This window comes from Leucobacter musarum subsp. musarum (assembly GCF_001273845.1).
GTDB lineage: Bacteria > Actinomycetota > Actinomycetes > Actinomycetales > Microbacteriaceae > Leucobacter > Leucobacter musarum.
Genome location: NZ_JHBW01000065.1, coordinates 124,160 through 140,107, shown reverse-complemented (window position 1 = coordinate 140,107; position 15,948 = coordinate 124,160). Strand labels below are relative to the sequence as shown.

17 protein-coding genes are annotated in these 15,948 nt (G+C 69.4%); 6 read left to right on the top strand and 11 right to left on the bottom strand.

Annotated elements, in window-relative coordinates; translation table 11 throughout:
- The first annotated feature begins 61 nt into the window (after positions 1 to 61).
- The 6 genes from CH42_RS03515 to CH42_RS03490 are packed head-to-tail and all read left to right on the top strand — an operon-like array spanning position 62 to position 6,048.
- Positions 62 to 781 (top strand): tyrosine-protein phosphatase, encoded by a 720-nt coding sequence (locus tag CH42_RS03515; protein WP_053351828.1) that lies wholly within the window; start codon positions 62 to 64, stop codon positions 779 to 781.
- Positions 778 to 1,593 (top strand): metallophosphoesterase family protein, encoded by an 816-nt coding sequence (locus CH42_RS03510; RefSeq protein ID WP_053351827.1) that lies wholly within the window; start codon positions 778 to 780, stop codon positions 1,591 to 1,593. The genes CH42_RS03515 and CH42_RS03510 overlap by 4 nt, the downstream gene beginning before the upstream one ends.
- A complete protein-coding gene (locus tag CH42_RS03505) occupies positions 1,583 to 2,611 on the top strand; it encodes an ABC transporter substrate-binding protein (protein WP_053351826.1) in 1,029 nt (342 codons plus the stop codon). The genes CH42_RS03510 and CH42_RS03505 overlap by 11 nt, the downstream gene beginning before the upstream one ends.
- Positions 2,595 to 4,286 (top strand): ABC transporter permease, encoded by a 1,692-nt coding sequence (locus CH42_RS03500; RefSeq protein ID WP_082309274.1) that lies wholly within the window; start codon positions 2,595 to 2,597, stop codon positions 4,284 to 4,286. Before CH42_RS03505 ends, CH42_RS03500 begins: the two co-directional genes overlap by 17 nt.
- Before the next feature lie 8 nt (positions 4,287 to 4,294).
- Entirely contained in the window at positions 4,295 to 5,446 is a 1,152-nt protein-coding gene (locus CH42_RS03495; RefSeq protein ID WP_053351825.1) for an ABC transporter ATP-binding protein, read from the top strand.
- Positions 5,443 to 6,048 (top strand): histidine phosphatase family protein, encoded by a 606-nt coding sequence (locus CH42_RS03490; protein ID WP_053351824.1) that lies wholly within the window; start codon positions 5,443 to 5,445, stop codon positions 6,046 to 6,048. Before CH42_RS03495 ends, CH42_RS03490 begins: the two co-directional genes overlap by 4 nt.
- A gap of 18 nt (positions 6,049 to 6,066) precedes the next feature.
- Here CH42_RS03490 and CH42_RS03485 read toward each other — a convergent pair whose 3' ends face one another.
- The 11 genes from CH42_RS03485 to folE all read right to left on the bottom strand — a co-directional run bounded on the left by CH42_RS03485 (position 6,067) and on the right by folE (position 15,947).
- Positions 6,067 to 6,426, bottom strand: a complete 360-nt coding sequence (locus tag CH42_RS03485; protein ID WP_156322456.1) for a YbjQ family protein — start codon at positions 6,424 to 6,426, stop codon at positions 6,067 to 6,069.
- A 77-nt stretch (positions 6,427 to 6,503) separates the two neighbouring features.
- Complete coding sequence (gene cls, locus CH42_RS03480) at positions 6,504 to 7,985, bottom strand: cardiolipin synthase (protein ID WP_053351822.1); 1,482 nt, start codon at positions 7,983 to 7,985, stop codon at positions 6,504 to 6,506.
- A gap of 66 nt (positions 7,986 to 8,051) precedes the next feature.
- The gene (locus tag CH42_RS03475) at positions 8,052 to 8,231 is read right to left on the bottom strand and encodes a hypothetical protein (RefSeq protein WP_053351821.1); all 180 of its coding nucleotides are present in this window, start codon (positions 8,229 to 8,231) and stop codon (positions 8,052 to 8,054) included.
- Between the two features lie 55 nt (positions 8,232 to 8,286).
- A complete protein-coding gene (gene lysS / locus CH42_RS03470; protein ID WP_053351820.1) occupies positions 8,287 to 9,834 on the bottom strand; it encodes a lysine--tRNA ligase in 1,548 nt (515 codons plus the stop codon).
- Between the two features lie 55 nt (positions 9,835 to 9,889).
- Positions 9,890 to 10,594 (bottom strand): Rossmann-like and DUF2520 domain-containing protein, encoded by a 705-nt coding sequence (locus CH42_RS03465; protein WP_053351819.1) that lies wholly within the window; start codon positions 10,592 to 10,594, stop codon positions 9,890 to 9,892.
- Positions 10,591 to 12,354 carry a PH domain-containing protein gene (locus CH42_RS03460; protein ID WP_239683933.1) on the bottom strand — a complete coding sequence of 588 codons (1,764 nt, stop codon included), beginning with the start codon at positions 12,352 to 12,354 and terminating at the stop codon, positions 10,591 to 10,593. Before CH42_RS03460 ends, CH42_RS03465 begins: the two co-directional genes overlap by 4 nt.
- Positions 12,351 to 12,875, bottom strand: a complete 525-nt coding sequence (locus CH42_RS03455; protein ID WP_053351818.1) for a PH domain-containing protein — start codon at positions 12,873 to 12,875, stop codon at positions 12,351 to 12,353. The genes CH42_RS03460 and CH42_RS03455 overlap by 4 nt, the downstream gene beginning before the upstream one ends.
- A gap of 106 nt (positions 12,876 to 12,981) precedes the next feature.
- Positions 12,982 to 13,500, bottom strand: a complete 519-nt coding sequence (locus CH42_RS03450) for a DUF3180 family protein (protein WP_053351817.1) — start codon at positions 13,498 to 13,500, stop codon at positions 12,982 to 12,984.
- A complete protein-coding gene (folK, locus tag CH42_RS03445; protein WP_082309273.1) occupies positions 13,487 to 14,056 on the bottom strand; it encodes a 2-amino-4-hydroxy-6-hydroxymethyldihydropteridine diphosphokinase in 570 nt (189 codons plus the stop codon). Before folK ends, CH42_RS03450 begins: the two co-directional genes overlap by 14 nt.
- Entirely contained in the window at positions 14,053 to 15,363 is a 1,311-nt protein-coding gene (gene folP / locus CH42_RS03440) for a dihydropteroate synthase (protein WP_239683932.1), read from the bottom strand. Before folP ends, folK begins: the two co-directional genes overlap by 4 nt.
- Positions 15,360 to 15,947, bottom strand: coding sequence for a GTP cyclohydrolase I (folE, locus tag CH42_RS03435; RefSeq protein ID WP_053351816.1), 588 nt, complete (start codon positions 15,945 to 15,947; stop codon positions 15,360 to 15,362). Before folE ends, folP begins: the two co-directional genes overlap by 4 nt.
- Between the last annotated feature and the right edge of the window lies 1 nt (position 15,948).

The window sequence follows — 15,948 nt, the reverse complement described above, 5'->3', positions numbered from 1 at the left end:
GCTCATGTAATCGCATTTCACGCTCGATGTAACGGGCGGCAACCGGCAGGGGATTTTCGCAGTGCACGTCATTTCGCTCGACGACAGCTACAACACCCGGGGCATCGGCTCCGCGGATCGGCCCTGGGTCGTACGGTCTGCGGCGCTCGACGGCCTCGCGCCCGGCGGCGAGCGCGTGCTGCGCGAGCTGGGGGTCGATCTGGTGATCGATCTGCGCGAGACGGACGAGCACGGGCCGCGGTCGCACGGGTTCCCGGTGCACTCAGCACCGCTGTACGGTCAGGCTCCGCCGAGCGCGGGGTCGCTCGAGTCGATCTATGCCGGGCTGGTCACCGAGCGCGCATCGCGCATCGTCGCTGCCGTCGTGGCGATCGCCGAGCACCCCGGGGTCGCCCTCGTGCACTGCACGGCGGGTAAGGATCGCACGGGCCTCGTCATCGCACTCGCGCGACTTGCGGCGGGCGACTCCCGAAGCGCAGTGGTCGCCGACTACGCGCGCTCCGGCGAAACCGTGCGCCCGGCGCGCGCGGCCATCGCCGCCGCACAGCTCGACGCGCTCGCACTGAACGCGGAGGATCGCGCCGCGGCTGAACGCCTGCACCTCGATAGCCCCGCTGAAGCTCTCGAATCGGCGCTCGACCTGATCGATTCCCTCGGCGGGGTGCGGGCATACCTCCTCGCGCGCGGCGCGGAGCCGCGCCATCTGGCGTCGCTGCAGCAGCGCGCGGCGCGATCCCGCACCGCCGCCCCGACCGGCCCCGATGCAGAGGCCGCCGCATGAGCCGCGACACCGGCCGCTTCACGGTGCTGCACCTGAGCGATGTGCACGCGACCGACAGCGGGCTGCTCTACGACGCGGTCGACGGGGTCGGGCGCATCGAGCGCGTGGGCGATTACGCTCGCTCAACGGGCATCACGCCGGAGGCGGTCGTGATCACGGGCGATCTGATCGAGCGCGGGCATGCCGGGGCATACGCCGCCGTGGGGGCCGCGTGCCGCCGCTTGGAGGATCGCCTGGGCGTGCCCGTGCTGACGGTGCTGGGCAACCACGACGACCCCATCGCGGCGCGCGCCCTCCCCTGGCACGAGGCCGGGCACTTCGGCGCTCACCACGTCGACGGCACCCGCATCATCAGGCTCGACTCGCACCGCCGCACCCTCGACGAGGCCCAGTTCGAATGGCTCTCTGAGGAGCTCGCGACCCCCGCTGAGGGCGGCACCATCGTCGCCCTGCATCACGCCCCGATCGCATCGCCGCTGCCGACGCTGCGCCGCCAGGGCCTCGCGAACGCCGATGCACTGCTCGACGTGCTCGTCGGCTCGGACGTGCGGGCGATCCTCGCGGGCCATTACCACCACAGCCTCTCCGCATCGATCCGGGGCATCCCCGTCTTCGTCGGCCCCTCGCTCGCCTACCACCAGGTGATGAATGCGGGCCCCGACGCGGTCGCCGGCCACGACTCACCCATGTTCTCGCTCGTGCAGCTCACGAGCGACGGGGTCAGCGCGTCGACCATCGCCCTGACCTCCCCCGAACCTCTCTTCACCCAACCCATCAGCAGCACCGCACAGAAAGCGACTCATGTCTCGTAACCGCACCACCGGCGTCATCGCCGCCTTCGCCCTCTCGGCCCTCGCACTCACCGGGTGCGCCGCTTCGGCAGACGCCGCAGGGTCCGACGCATCGGATGCCGCCGAGGCATCCACGATCACGCTCTACACCTCGGAGCCGCAGGAGAAGATCGACGCGGTCATCGCCGCGTTCAACGAGCACCACCCCGAAATCACCGTCGACGTGTTCCGCGCGGGCACCGGTGATCTCACCGCGCGCATCGCGACCGAGGAGAAGGCCGGCGAGATCGGCGCCGACCTGCTGCTCGCTGCCGACGCCGGCACGTTCGAGGACTACGCCGAGCGCGACCTGCTGCTCGAGTACGCTTCGCCCGAGGCCGACGCCATTCAGCAGGACCTCGTCGACCCTGAGCACTTCTACGTCGGCACCCGCCTGATTCCCACGGTCATCGCGGTGAACACGAACGTCATCACCGACGCACCGACGTCGTGGCAGGACCTCACCGACGCGCAGTACGCCGGCAAGATCGCGATGCCGAACCCCGACGTGTCGGGCGCAGCGGCCTACAACGCCGCCGTCTGGCTCGACGACGCGTCGCTCGGCAAGACCTGGCTCGAAGGCCTCGCCGCCAACAAGCCGCTGATCGCCGAGAGTAACGGCCCGGTGTCGCAGGCCGTGGCCGACAGCAGCAGTCCGGTCGGCATCGTCGTCGATTCGCTGGTGCGCGACCTCGCCGCTGCGGGATCGCCGATCGAGGCCGTCTACCCGAGCGAGGGCGTTCCGTTCGTCTCGCAGCCGGTCGGCATCTTCGCGAACACGGATGAAGCCGAGGCGTCGAAGCTCTTCGTCGACTTCCTCATCAGCCAGGAGGGCCAGGAGATCGCCGCATCGCAGTCGTACCTGCCAATCCGTGAGGACGTCGACAGCCCCGAGGGTGCGCCGGCCATCGCCGACATCGACTTCTTAAACCCTGACCTCGAGACCATTCGCGCCTCGCAGGCCGACGCCGTCGAGACCTTCAATGGCCTCTTCCAGTAGCACCCTGGAGCGTGGCTCCGCGGGCTCGGTCGCTTTCGGCCGGGCCCGCGGGCCGCGCTTCGGCGCACGCCCGTTCGACGGATTCACGATCGCCCGGCTCGCCCTGTGGGGCGCCGTCACCGCCCTCATCCTCGTCCCCATCACCGCGATCGTCGTGCTCGCGCTCGGCGGCGGCGGTTGGTCGGCGCTCGGCGATCCCGATGTGCTCACCGCCGCCGGCAACTCACTCGTCTCCGCGGGAGTCTCGGGGGCGCTCGCCGTGATCGTCGGCACCGCACTGGCACTGCTGCTGGAGCGCACCGACCTGCCGGGCCGCCGTGCGATGCGGCTCATCGCGTTGAGCCCCATGCTGATGCCGCCGTTCGTCGGCGCGATCGCGTGGCTGAGTCTGCTCGGGCCCTCCGCCACGGTCAACACGTTCTGGTCGACGCACTTCGGCGGCCCGCTCTGGAATCTCTACGGCGGCGACGGCGTGATCTTCCTCCTCACGCTGCACAGCTACCCGATCGCGATGATGATCGTCACCGCGGCACTGCGGCGTGTGCCCGCCGACCTCGAGCAGGCGGCGCGCATTGCCGGATCCTCCGCGCCCCGTGCTCTGTGGGAGGTCACGACCCCGCTGCTGCGACCCGCCATGCTCTCGTCATTCACCCTGATCGCGGTGTCGAACCTGGCCGACTTCGGCATTCCGTCGATCATCGGGCTTCCCGAGCGCTACGTCACCCTGTCGACCCTCGTCTACCGATACCTGCAGTCTGGCACCGTCGAAGACCCGCTCGCGGTCGTGGCGGCAATCGGCTTCGTGCTGCTCGTGATCGCACTCATCGGGGTCGTCGTCGACCTGCTCCGCGCGCGCACCCGCGTCGAGCTCGACGCGCAGGCCGGCGCGCCCGCGCTGCTGCCGCTTGGCCGAGCCCGCATACCTGCGGCGATCCTCACCGCGATCGCCGTGCTGTCGGTCACGGTGCTCCCCCTCATTACGCTCGCAATCCAGTCGGTGCTGCCGGCCCCCGGCGTTCCGCTCACCCCCGAAACCGTTACGCTCGCGAGTTTCGAGCGCGCCCTGACGGCCTCGGGCACGCTGCAGGGCATCGGCAACTCCCTCATGCTGGCGACGCTCGCCGCGCTGGGCTGCGGCATCATCGGGCTCGGGATCGGCACATTCGTGACCCGCACCCGCGCTCGGGGCAACGCGGCGCTGCTCGGCCTGTCGCTACTGCCCCAGGCGATCCCGGGCCTCGTGATCGCCGTCGCCTGGCTCGTCATCGCACCGCGCATCGGGCTCACCAACACGCCCTGGCTCATCCTGTGCGCGTACCTGACGTCGTTCCTCGCGCTCGTCGTGCAGTCCGTGCACGCACCGCTCTCGGCGACACCGACGACTGCGGAGGAGGCCGCGCGCATCTCGGGCGCCTCCCGCCTGCGCGCACTGTGGGACATTTCATGCCGCATGGCAGTGCCCGCGGCGATCTCGGGTGCGACGCTCGTCGCCCTCACCGCGGTGCGCGAACTCACGCTCTCCGTGCTGCTGCTCTCGCCCGGCTCGCAGACACTCGGCGTCGTCATCTTCAACCTGCAGCAGGCGGGCGCGTACAACGCCTCGTCAGCGCTCTCACTCATCGTCGCGGTGGTCGGCCTGGCCGGTCTCGGACTCACCGCCCGCACCCAGCGTTAGGACTCCCCGTGTCATCCGTCACCCTCGACTCCGTCAGCCTCGCCTACCCCGGCGGTCACCTCGGCCTCGCCGACGTCGACCTCGCAATCGGCGACGGCGAGTTCGTCGCCCTCGTGGGCCCGTCGGGCTCGGGCAAGACCACGCTGCTGCGCACCGTCGCCGGGTTCGTCGCGCCCACTGCCGGAACCGTGCGCATCGGCGATGCCGTCGTGTCGCAGCCCGGCCGCAGCGTCGAACCGGAGCGCCGCGGGCTTGGCATGGTGTTCCAGCAGCACGCCGTGTGGCCGCACTGGAACGTCGGCCGCAACATCGCCTACCCGCTGCGCCGCGCCGGAGTGGCCCGCGCCGAGCGCACGCGCCGCGTGGCCGAAGCGCTCGAACTCGTGGGGCTCCCGGGCGCCGAGCGCCGCAACCCCGCAACCCTGTCGGGCGGCCAGCGCCAGCGCGTCGCCATCGCCCGAGCGATCGTCGCACGGCCGCGGGTGCTGCTGCTCGACGAAGCGCTCTCGGCACTCGACGAACCGCTGCGGGATCGCCTGCGCCTCGACCTCCGCGCTCTCACCCGCGAACTCGGCCTGACCGTGCTGCACGTCACGCACGACCGAAGCGAGGCCCTGGCGCTGGCCGATCGGGTCGTCGTGCTCGACGGCGGCAGGGTGCAGCAGGTTGGCGCGCCCGCCGACCTGCTTGAGCGCCCGGCCTCGCCGTTCGTCGCTCGATTCATCTCGGACGCGACCGTGCTGCCCGGTCGCTTCGACGGCTCCGAGTTCCACGCCGATGGACTCCCCATCCGCGTGCCCGTCGACCGGGTTGTGGCGAACGGGATCCCCGCGTCACCGGGGCTCCCCGCGGGCCGGGGCGAGGTTGCGGTGCAACCCGAGCACGTGCGCGTGGTTGCCGACCCATCGGGGCAAGCGACCGTGACGTCGTCGCTGTTCGGCTGCTCGGGCGACGAGCTGGTGGTCACCTGGGGCGATCTGCAGCTCCGCTCCCGAGCAAGTGGCGTGCGCTGTGCCGCCGGAACCCGGGTGCGCATCGAGATCGATCGCGTCGCCCTGTTCTCATCGCCGCACGACGCCGCATCTCAGACCGGCGATGCGGTACTTGCACGCCCCGTAGCAGCCCACGAGCGAACGCAACCGGCTAGCGTGGGAGCATGAGCGAACCCGCACGCCCCACAGCCTCGATCGTCGTGGTGCGCCACGGCGAGACCGACTGGAACATCGGACGCCGCATTCAAGGGCAGACCGACATCCCCCTGAACGAGCGCGGTCGCGCGCAGGCCGGGGAGATCGCTGAACTCCTGGCCGACACCGGGCCCTGGACCCGCGTGATCGCTTCCCCGCTCGATCGCGCGCGCACCACTGCAGACATCATCGCTGCGCGACTCGGTCTGCCGCAGCCCGAGATCGTCGACGACGTCACCGAACGCGATTTCGGTTCAGCCGAGGGCCTCCTCGTGAGCGACGCGTCGGCGCGATGGCCCGGGCTCGACGTCGATGACGCCGAGGGGCTCGACGCGCTCGCGCAGCGCGGGGCCAGCGCATTCGCCCGGACGCTGCGAAACACGCCCGGAGCGATCGTCGTCGCCCACGGTGCGCTCATTCGCGCTGCGCTCACCGAGCTCAGCGGCGCTCCAGCGCCCCGCATCTTGAACGGCGAGGCCTGGCTGGTCGCAGAGCAGGACGATCAGGGCAGCGCGTCGGGTGCGCGCATCTCGGTCGACCGGCTCGGTACGCCCGCGATGCAGCACGCCGTCTAAGGCGCTGCCCGATCCCGACTACTGCCCCTGCACCTGCGCGGGGTTCGCGGGAGCCTGCGGCGCGATGGGCTCGATCACGACAGCGGTGCCATACGCGCAGAACTCCGTGAAGCTGCCGATGGACCCCGAGTCGAAGCGCATCGCCACCACGGCATTCGCGCCGCGCGACTGAGCCTCGGCCCACATGCGGTTCATGACCTCCCAGCGCGATTCGTAGATCACCTTGGTGTATTCGGGCATCTCGCCGCCGCCGAGCGCGCGGAACCCGGCGGTGAAGTTCTGACCGAAGTTCGCTGAGCGCACCGTCAGACCCATCACCTCCCCGAGCACCTGGGTGATCCGGTACCCCGGGACGTCGTTAGTGGTAACTGCGAACACGATGATTCCCCTCATTCGGTGTGAACTCGGCGGCCGTGACCGCCGAGTTCAGCGTAGACCTCGCGGCAGCGATCGCCCTACTGCAGCGCCGACGTGAGGCGGGCGATCCCGTCGAGCAGCTGGGAGGGCAGTGACTGCTTCTCCCATTCCTCAAGCGTCAGTTCGCGGGAGTTCTCGCGGTAGTAATCGTTCACGCCGTCGAGATCGTCGACGAAGCCGCGACCGTGCACCACCATCGAAATCTCCATGTTCAGGCCGAAGGATCGCTGATCCATGTTCGAGGAACCGACGACCGCGACCTCTTCATCGATGGTGAAGTGCTTCGAGTGCAAGATGTACGGCGGCCGGAACATCCAGATGCGCACGCCGGCCCGCAGCAACTCTTCGTAGTACGAGCGCTGGGCGTGGTAGACCACGGCCTGATCGCCGATCTCGGAGACGAAGAGTTCGACCTCGACCCCGCGGGCCGTCGCCGCTCGCACCGCGTTCATGATGGAGCCGTCGGGCACGAAGTATGGGCTCGTGATGCTGATGCGGCGCTGAGCCGTGTACAGCAGGGCAACGAACACCTGCAGGTTGTTCTCGCCCGCGTACCCCGGCCCGCTCGGCACGATCTGGCAATCGAGCTCGCCCGGCTGATCGACCGTGACCGCCTCGCCCGTGAGCTCGGTGAGGTAGTTACCGGTCTCGAGGTACCAGTCGCCCTGGAACACGGCTTCGAGCCCGAGCACGATCGGCCCCTCGACTCGCACCATCAGATCTTTCCAGTGCAGGCCGCGGCGGCGGTTCGACGGCTTGTTGTAGCTCGAGTCAACCAGGTTCTGCGACCCCATGAACCCGATCTCGCCGTCGACGACGATGAGCTTGCGGTGGTTGCGCAGATCGGGCCGCTGATACTCGCCGCGCCACGGGCGCACGGGCAGCATGTACGCCCACTCGGCACCGAGGTCGGTGAGGCTCTTGCGGGTGCGCTTGGCGCCCGGATTGCGCACCGCCGAGATGTGGTCGAGCAGCACGCGCACCTTCACGCCGCGGGCCGCGACCTCGCGCAGTGCGGCGAACACCGGCTCGGTGGTCGAGTCGTGCACGAGAATGTAGAACTCGACGTGCACGTATTCTTTGGCGGTGCGGATCGCCTCGGCCATGCGCGCGAACGACTCTTCGTAGTCGATGCAGATGCTGGCCGAGTTGCCCTGCAGCATCGGCTGCGCACCGAGCGACCGGCCGAGCTTCACGGCACTGTCGAGGCCGGGGAACAGGCGCTCGTGCGGGGTGACGAGATCCGCTTCCTCTTCGTCGGCGATCTGCGCCACGAACTGGTTGATCGCCTCCTGCTTGCGTTCGCGCGAGCGCGGCAGTCGCTTGCTGCCGATGATGAGGAACAGCAGCAGGCCCGGCACCGGGAGCGCGAAGATCGCCATCAACCAAGCCATGCCGGCCGTCGGGCGACGGTTGCGCGGCACGACGAAGACCGCGACGACGCGGATGACGTTGTCGACGACCAGTACGATCCAGGTCCAGACATACGGCCAGTTGACGCCCAACCAGTCGATGTCCATGCGGGCCCCCTCGTGAATCAGCGCGCGGGTGCGCTATGCATCACTGTACCGGGGATCAGCGACTTCTCAGGATTCACGACGCGACGGCAGGCCGGCTTTCGCGCGCTCCTCGTCTTCGAGCTGCTGGTACACGCGGCGCTCCGTGCGGTCGGCGCGCAGGATGAGCCGCAGCACCATCCAGAAGAAGAGCCCGATCAGCACGGTCGGCGTGAGCGACCACACCGCGTTCAACCACCAGTTGTCCATAGTGCCCCCAGTGTATCGGGCCTGCCCGGGAATAACCCGGGCAGGCCCGTCTTCGCTACTTGACGATCGGGAAGAGGATGGTCTCGCGGATCCCGAGCCCGGTCAGGGCCATCAGGAGGCGATCCATGCCCATGCCCATGCCACCCGACGGCGGCATGCCGTGCTCGAGCGCACGCAAGAAGTCTTCGTCGATCGGCATCGCTTCGTCATCGCCGCGCGCGCCCTCGGCGGCCTGCTGCACGAAGCGCTCGCGCTGCACCACCGGGTCGACCAGCTCGGAGTAGCCCGTCGCCAGCTCGAACCCGCGGATGTAAAGATCCCACTTCTCGACGACGCCCGGAATGGAGCGGTGGTGGCGCGTCAACGGGCTCGTCTCGACAGGGAAGTCCATGACGAACGTCGGGCGCTCGAGGCCGCCCTTCACGAAGTGCTCCCACAGCTCTTCGACGAGCTTGCCGTGGTTCGGCAGATGCACCTCGACACCCTCGGCGTCAGCGATGGCCTGCAGCTCGTCGACGGTGGTGTCGGGCGTGATCTCTCGACCGGCCGCCGCCGAAAGGGTGCCGTACATCGAGATGCGATCCCAGTCGCCGCCGAGGTCGAACAGCGTGCCGTCGGCCCACTGCACCACGTGCGTCCCCGCACGCTCAGTGCGGGCGTTGGCCGCCAGCGCGGCGTTCTGGATGAGCAGCTGCGTCAGGTCGGCAATGCCGTTGTAATCGGAGTACGCCTCGTACGCCTCAAGCATCGCGAACTCGGGGCTGTGCGTCGAATCGGCACCCTCGTTGCGGAAGTTGCGGTTAATCTCGAAGACGCGCTCCAGGCCGCCCACTGCCGCGCGCTTGAGGTAGAGCTCGGGCGCGATGCGGAGGTAGAGCTCGGTGTCGAACGCGTTCGACTGCGTCACGAACGGGCGCGCCGAGGCGCCTCCGTGCATCGTCTGCAGCATCGGGGTTTCGACCTCGATGAAGTCGCGCTCGGCGAAGGTCTGGCGCAGGCTCGCCATAGTGCGGGCGCGGGTGACCACGTTGATGCGCGCCTGCTCACGTTGAATCAGGTCGAGGTAGCGCTGACGAATGCGCGTCTCTTCATTCAGCTCCGCGTACATGTTCGGGAGCGGTGCGATCGCCTTCGCCGCAATGGCCCACTCGCGCACCATGATCGAGAGCTCGCCGCGGCGGCTCGAGACGACCTCGCCGCTGATGAACAGGTGATCGCCGAGGTCGGTGAGCTCCTTGTAGCGTGCGAGCGACTCCTCGCCCACCTCCGCCAAGCTCACCATTGCCTGGATGCGCGTGCCGTCTCCGGCCTGCAGCGATGCGAAGCAGAGCTTGCCCGTGTTGCGCTGGAACACGATGCGGCCCGCGACGCCCACGGTCTCGCCCGAGGCCGTGTCGGGCGTTTCTTCGAGATGCCTGTACTGGGCACGGACGGCCGGAATCGTCGTGGTGACCGGCAGCGACACCGGGTAGGCTCCGCCCGCGAGGTCGGCGTCGGCGTTCAGCCGATCGCGCTTCTCGAGTCGCACCCGCTTCTGCTCGAAGATCTCTTCGGCGCTCGCCTCGGGGGCGGAATCTGCGGGTGCTGCGGTCTGATCGCTCATTGTGGCGGGATCCTCCGGATCGGGTCGACGTACCGGTCCATCCTAGCTTCCGCGATCAGACCTCCGGATCGGCCGTCCCGGCGATCAGCTCTTCCTCGATGGCGGCTCGCACGATCCCGCCGACCACGCGTTCGGGGTGCTCGATGCCCAGGCCGCGGAGGGCATCGAGCGCGTTGCGCACGATCGCTCGCGAGAATTCGCTCGCGGCACCGACCGATTCGGCGTACGCGGCGCGATCCTGCTCGGCGACGATCACGGGCTCGGCCCCCATTTCGACCGCGAGCGCCTGCCCGATCGGCAGCACGGGAGCCGGCGCGGTGACCGCGACCGTCGCCTCAGCGAGCCGAGTCAGATCGAGGCTCGTGCCGGTGAAGACCATTGCGGGGTGCAACGCGAGCGGAATCACGCCGGCCGCGAGCGCCGGCGCGAAGACGCCGATGCCGTGCTCGGGCGCGGTGTGAATGGCGAGCTGGCCCGGCTGCCAGGCACCCGTCGCCGCGAGCCCCGCGATGAGATCGGGCAACTCGGATCCCGGCACGGCGAACAGCACGAGTTCGGATCGCCGCACGACCTCAGCGACTTCGAGCTGCGGCACACCCGGCAGCATCGACTCGGCCCGCTCGCGCCCGTCCTCACCGGAGGCGTGAATCGCGACGATGGCGTGACCCGCGCCTGCCAGAGCTCGCGCCAGCACCGGGCCGACCCTGCCGGCACCGACGATGCCAATGCCGAGCCGGGAGGCCTGCGCACCCGCGTTCACCGCGGTGCCTCCGGGGTCTCTGGCGCCTCCGGCTGTGCCTCTGTCTCGAGCACCACCGGCGACTCCAGCATCTCGTTGACCTGCGGTGCCTGCGTTGCCTGCGACTCGGCATCGTCACGCATCGCGATGATGCGCGACGCCTCCCCGCCTTGAATGCGGAGCACGGTGGCTGTGAGCTCGTCGAACACCGAACGAGCCGCATCGAGATCGAGGCCGCGCATCTCCATGCGCACCGGCCCGAGCACCGTATGGGCCTGAATCGCTGCCAGCCCCAGCATGCGGTGCACCATCGGGCGCCGCAACTGCACCGACTGCGCGCGCAAGATCGGCATGATCGAGAGCGAGCGGGTCAGCACGCCGCGACGCACCCGGAGCGACGCATGCTCGAATTCGGCGTCAGCAATGCTGAGACCTGCTCGCCGTCGCCCCCAGAGCAGCACGGTCGCCGAGCGGCGCCCCGCATGAACGTAGCTCGCGGCAGACCCGGTCAGCCCGTCGCGCAGCGCGGCGAACGCGGCTTCGGCATCACCGTCGCCCGGGAGCAGCGTGTCGATGACACGGAGCACATCGGCTTCTCGGCCCACCGGCAGCACCACGTTCTGCGTCGCATTCTGCCCGCCCTGGGCCACCGAGTGCCCCGCCGTCGTGATGCGCACCTTCCACCAGCCGAGCGGCCTCCAGAGGAGCGGCTGACGTGCCTCGACCGCGTGGATGCGGCCGAACGGAATCGATTCGGTCATCGTCGCGGTGAGACCCGAGCCCGTGCGCACGGCATCGTCGGTGCGCGAGAGCGTGAACTTGAAGCCCTTGTTGAGCTGGCCGAACATGATGCTGACCATCACGATGATCAGCGGGATCACACCGAAGATCAGGAACGCCTCGAGCACCGCGCCGCCGATCACGATGCCCACGATCAGGAGGACTAGGATCACGGACTCCCAGCCGAGCGCGATGCTCGCTGCGAGGCGGCCGATCGGCACCGTCACCAGTGTGTGGGCCCGCAGCGCTTCGGGGTCGATATCGGCATCGATGAAGTCTTGAGCGCGCGACGTCACCGGATCGCCCGCGGTGTCGTAGACGAAGCCGTCGTAGCCGACGGGTGCCGGGCCACTCACGTCTGCGACGCCGCGTTGAGCGGTGTGACCGCCACGACGTCGAGCCCCCGACACCTGCAATATCTGCTCGCGTACCGTCTTGGCATCCCGATGCCCGAGGTAAGAAAGTTCGACCTTGCCGCCCTGCCCCGCGGTGACGACCTCGATCTTGGTGAGTCCCAACGCGCGGGCGAGGAGCGACCGCTGCAGGTTCACGCTCTGAATGCGCTCGAGCGGAGCGCGGCGGTGCGACCGGAAGAGCACGCCGCTGCGCACCTCGACGGCGGCGTCGGTGATGCGGTAGGTCGCGAACCGCCACGCGAGCCACGAGAAGAGCACGATCAGCAGAATGACGAGCAGGATGCCGCCGAGCACGAGCAGCAGCAGCCCCTCCGCAGCGAGGTACTCGTACACATCGACGAGGTCGCCCTCGCCCGAGACATCGACCGACCCGCCGGGCACCGCGAAGCGATCGGCGAAGAAGAACTGCACGAAGTGATCGCGGAAGTTCGCAATCACAATGCCCGCGATGACGATGAGGGCGAGGCCGCCGCGGAGCAGCGGTGAGAGCGGATGCATGCGACGCCAGCCGTCGGCGTCGGAGGTGCCCGGCAACCGCGCGTCGACCGAGGGATCGACGACGGCGCCGTCGGACTCCTGGGTCACAGGCCCGACCTCCGCGCTTCCGCGAGCGAGACCAGACGGTCGCGCAGCTCTTCGGCTTCGGCGTGCGGCAGGCCCGGGAGGTGCACTCCGGTCGCCGCAGACGCGGTGACGAACTTGAGGGTTGCGAGCCCCAGCGCGCGCAGCAGCGGCCCACGCGTCACATCGACGAGCTGCAGCCGACCGTAGGGTACGGCGATGACCCGCTCGAACATGATGCCGCGGCGGAAGAGCAGGTCGTCTTCGCGCAGCACATACCCGATGGCGCGCACCCGGCGGAACGCGAAGATCGCGTTGATCAGAAAAATGACGATGAGCACCGGCAAGGCGATGCGGAAGAACAGTGGGGCGTCGCCGCGCGACAGCACCAGAATGACCACGAGCACCGCCGCGAGTGCGATGACGAAGAGCAGATTCATCGCGAGGTCGGCCCAGGCGTACGACGGGGAAACCCGCTTCCAGGCGACCTGCTCGGTCTGCCAACCGCTCGACGTCTCAGTCGTATCCACACCATCCGGAGTCATGCCCCCAGCTTAGGCCCCGACCCGTCGAGGAGTCAGCGGCGCGAAGCGGTCGTTCGCCGCTGCGCGTCAGTGCTCACCGCTTCGGGTCAGTGCTCTCCACTGCGGGTCAGTGCTCGCGGTAGGCCGTCTGATCAGCCGGGCCACGGCCAGGTTCGATGCCTGAATCGTCGTCGGCGCCGTCGTCTCCCGGGGGCACGCGGCACAGATGCTCGGCAATCGCGGCGCACGCGATGAGCGCGGCGGCCGCGACGACGACGAACACCATCGGCAGCCAGGTGGCGGTCGGCGCAGCGATCGAGCGGCCGGCGAGCGAGAGCAGCAGCCCCGCACCGAAGCCGCCGAAGCACCCGCCGACGAGTTGCCCGGCGCGTGCCGTGACCAGCAGGCGCACGGCGTGGAACGGGTTCACCGCGCCCGGGCGCTTGCGCACCTGTCGGTGCAGCCGAAGCCCGAAGATAAGCAGCACCGCCGCCAGAATCGCGAGTGAGGCCGCGAGCGACAGCGGGGGCACGAGCGGCGGTGCGCCGCGGCTCGAGAGCGCGAACTGCGCCACGAGCCCGACTGCCGCCCCCATGGCGGCAGCGGCGACAATAGCGAGCGGATTGGTGCGATCAATCTTGCGCACGGTGCTCCCCCGTTTCGGTCGCGATGACGGAAGAGCTCGACTCGTACGACGCTGCGTGCGTCGCGGGCGTCGTGGTGTCGCCGATGCGCGCCAGGAGGTCGGCGACGCGACCGTGCCCCATGAGCACGGCGTTGGGGTCGAGGTCGAGCCACGGGGCGAGCACGAAGTCGCGCTCGTGCGCGCGGGGGTGAGGCACTTCGAGCCGATCGTCGCGAATCACGCGACCCCCGAAGAGCACCAGATCGATGTCGAGCGTGCGGTCGCCCCAGCGCGCGTCGCGCACCCGCCCGTGCGCGGCCTCGATCGCCTGCATACGGTCAAGCAGCGTGTGCGGATCGAGCGACGTCGATGCCGTCGCCACGCCGTTGAGGTACCGCGGGGCCTCAGGGTCAGGCCCGTGCACGGTCAACGCGATGGTCTCGCGCAGCGCGGATGGCACGAGGTGATCGATGCCCGGCGTCGCCGCGAGGTCGCGCTGCGCCGCACGAATCGTCTCCCCACGATCACCGAGATTGGCTCCGAAGGCGAACAGCACGGGCACCACCTGGGCGATCATGCGTGCTCTCCGTTGCGAGAGCGCTCGCGCACGACGGTCACCGAGACGTCGACAAACGGCACCGTGATCGGCGCGTCGGGCTTGTGTACGGTGATGCGTGCCGACCGCACCGCCGAGAAGCCCAGTGCCACTGCGGCAACACGTTCGGCGACGGTCTCGATCAGGTCCACCGGATCGGAGGCGACCGCGGCTGCGATCGCTTCCGCGAGCTCGCCGTAATGCACGGTGCGTTCGAGGGCGTCTCCCGCCGCCGCAGGCGCCAGATCGACGGCGACCTCTGCGTCGATGACGAATCGCTGACCCTGCTCGCGCTCGAAATCGAACACTCCATGGTGGGCGAAGACTTCGAGGCCGATGAGCGTGATGCGATCAGCGTGCGCCACTGCGTCGGCCACGGAGCTCGACGTGAGACTCGGCGCCGGTGGAGCCAGTGGGCCGGCTGTGCCCAGCCCGGACTCCCAGGCCGCGTGCACGGCCAGCGCCTGACGCGAACCGACCACGTCGTGCACACGCACTCCCCAGGCACCGGCCTGCGCCGCGAGCGCAGTCACCACGGCGGTCGCCAGGTCTCGCGGGTGCGTCGATTCGGTGCCCGGCGCGTGAGCGGCGAGCGACTCGATGGTCTCGCCCAGCATCCGCTTACGCGAGGCTCCCACGAGCACCGGGAACCCGAGAGCGCGCAGTTGGTCAAGCCGGGCGAGCAACTGCCAACCTTGCTCGGCGGTCTTGTCGAATCCGAGGCCCGGGTCGAGCACGATGTGGGCGGCGTCGACTCCCGCCGCGATTGCTGCTCGGGCGCGCTCAGCGAGTGCCTCGCAGACGTCGCGCACCACATCGGAGTAGTCCGATCGCAGGTGCGCCGGGTCGGGGATGCCGCGCCAGTGGCCGATGATGAAATGCACGGCGCGGTGCCGGCTCGCCTCTGAGGCGACCGCGAGCATGTCGGCGTCGAAGAGACCGCCCGAGACATCGTTGATGTACCGCGCCCCGGCTTCGACTGCGGCACGCGCGGTCGATGCGTGCAGCGTGTCGACCGACACTGCGACGCCGGCCGATGCGAGGGCGGCGATGACCGGACGCACGCGCTCCAGTTCTTCGGCGGGTGCGACGGCGACGGCTCCGGGCCGCGTCGATTCGCCGCCGATATCGACCACGTCGGCGCCGCTCCGCGCGAGTTCGAGGCCGCGCGCAATCGCGGCATCGGCGGCGAGGAACTGGCCTCCGTCGCTGAAGGAATCGGGGGTGACGTTGAGCACGCCCATTACGATCGGTGCCACCGTGGCGGCGACCGCGTCGACGGGGCTCACGCCTCAGAGCTCTCGGAACGGCCGAGCAGAGCGAAGACGGCTGCCTGCTCGACCGGGGCCGCGAGCGACCCGCGCGATGCCACCGTGATCGTGAGAGATTCGGTCTGACGCACGCCACGATCGGCGACGCAGCCATGGCTGGCTTCGAGCACGACCAGTACCCCCTCGGGGTCGAGGCCGTCGTGCAGCGTTTGCGCGATCTGCTCGCCGAGCCGCTCCTGCATCTGGGGGCGCGCGGCGAGCGTGTCCACAACCCGCGGAATCGCGCTCAGGCCGACGACGCGCGCACGCGGACGATACGCGACGTGAGCTCGTCCGCGGAACGGGAGCAGGTGGTGCTCGCACATCGAACGCAGCGTGATGTCGCGCACGAGCACCAGTTCGCCAGTGTCATCGCCGACCGGCACCGAGTCAGAGAGCAGCACTGCCGGATCACGGCCGATTCCGGCAAAGAACTCGGCGTACGAGTCGGCGACACGGAACGGAGTGCTCGCGAGCTCCGGGCTATCGGGGTTCGCCCCGATCGCACTGATGAGCTCGCGCACCGCCGAAGCGATCCGCTCGCGATCCACGGTCTCCCCCATG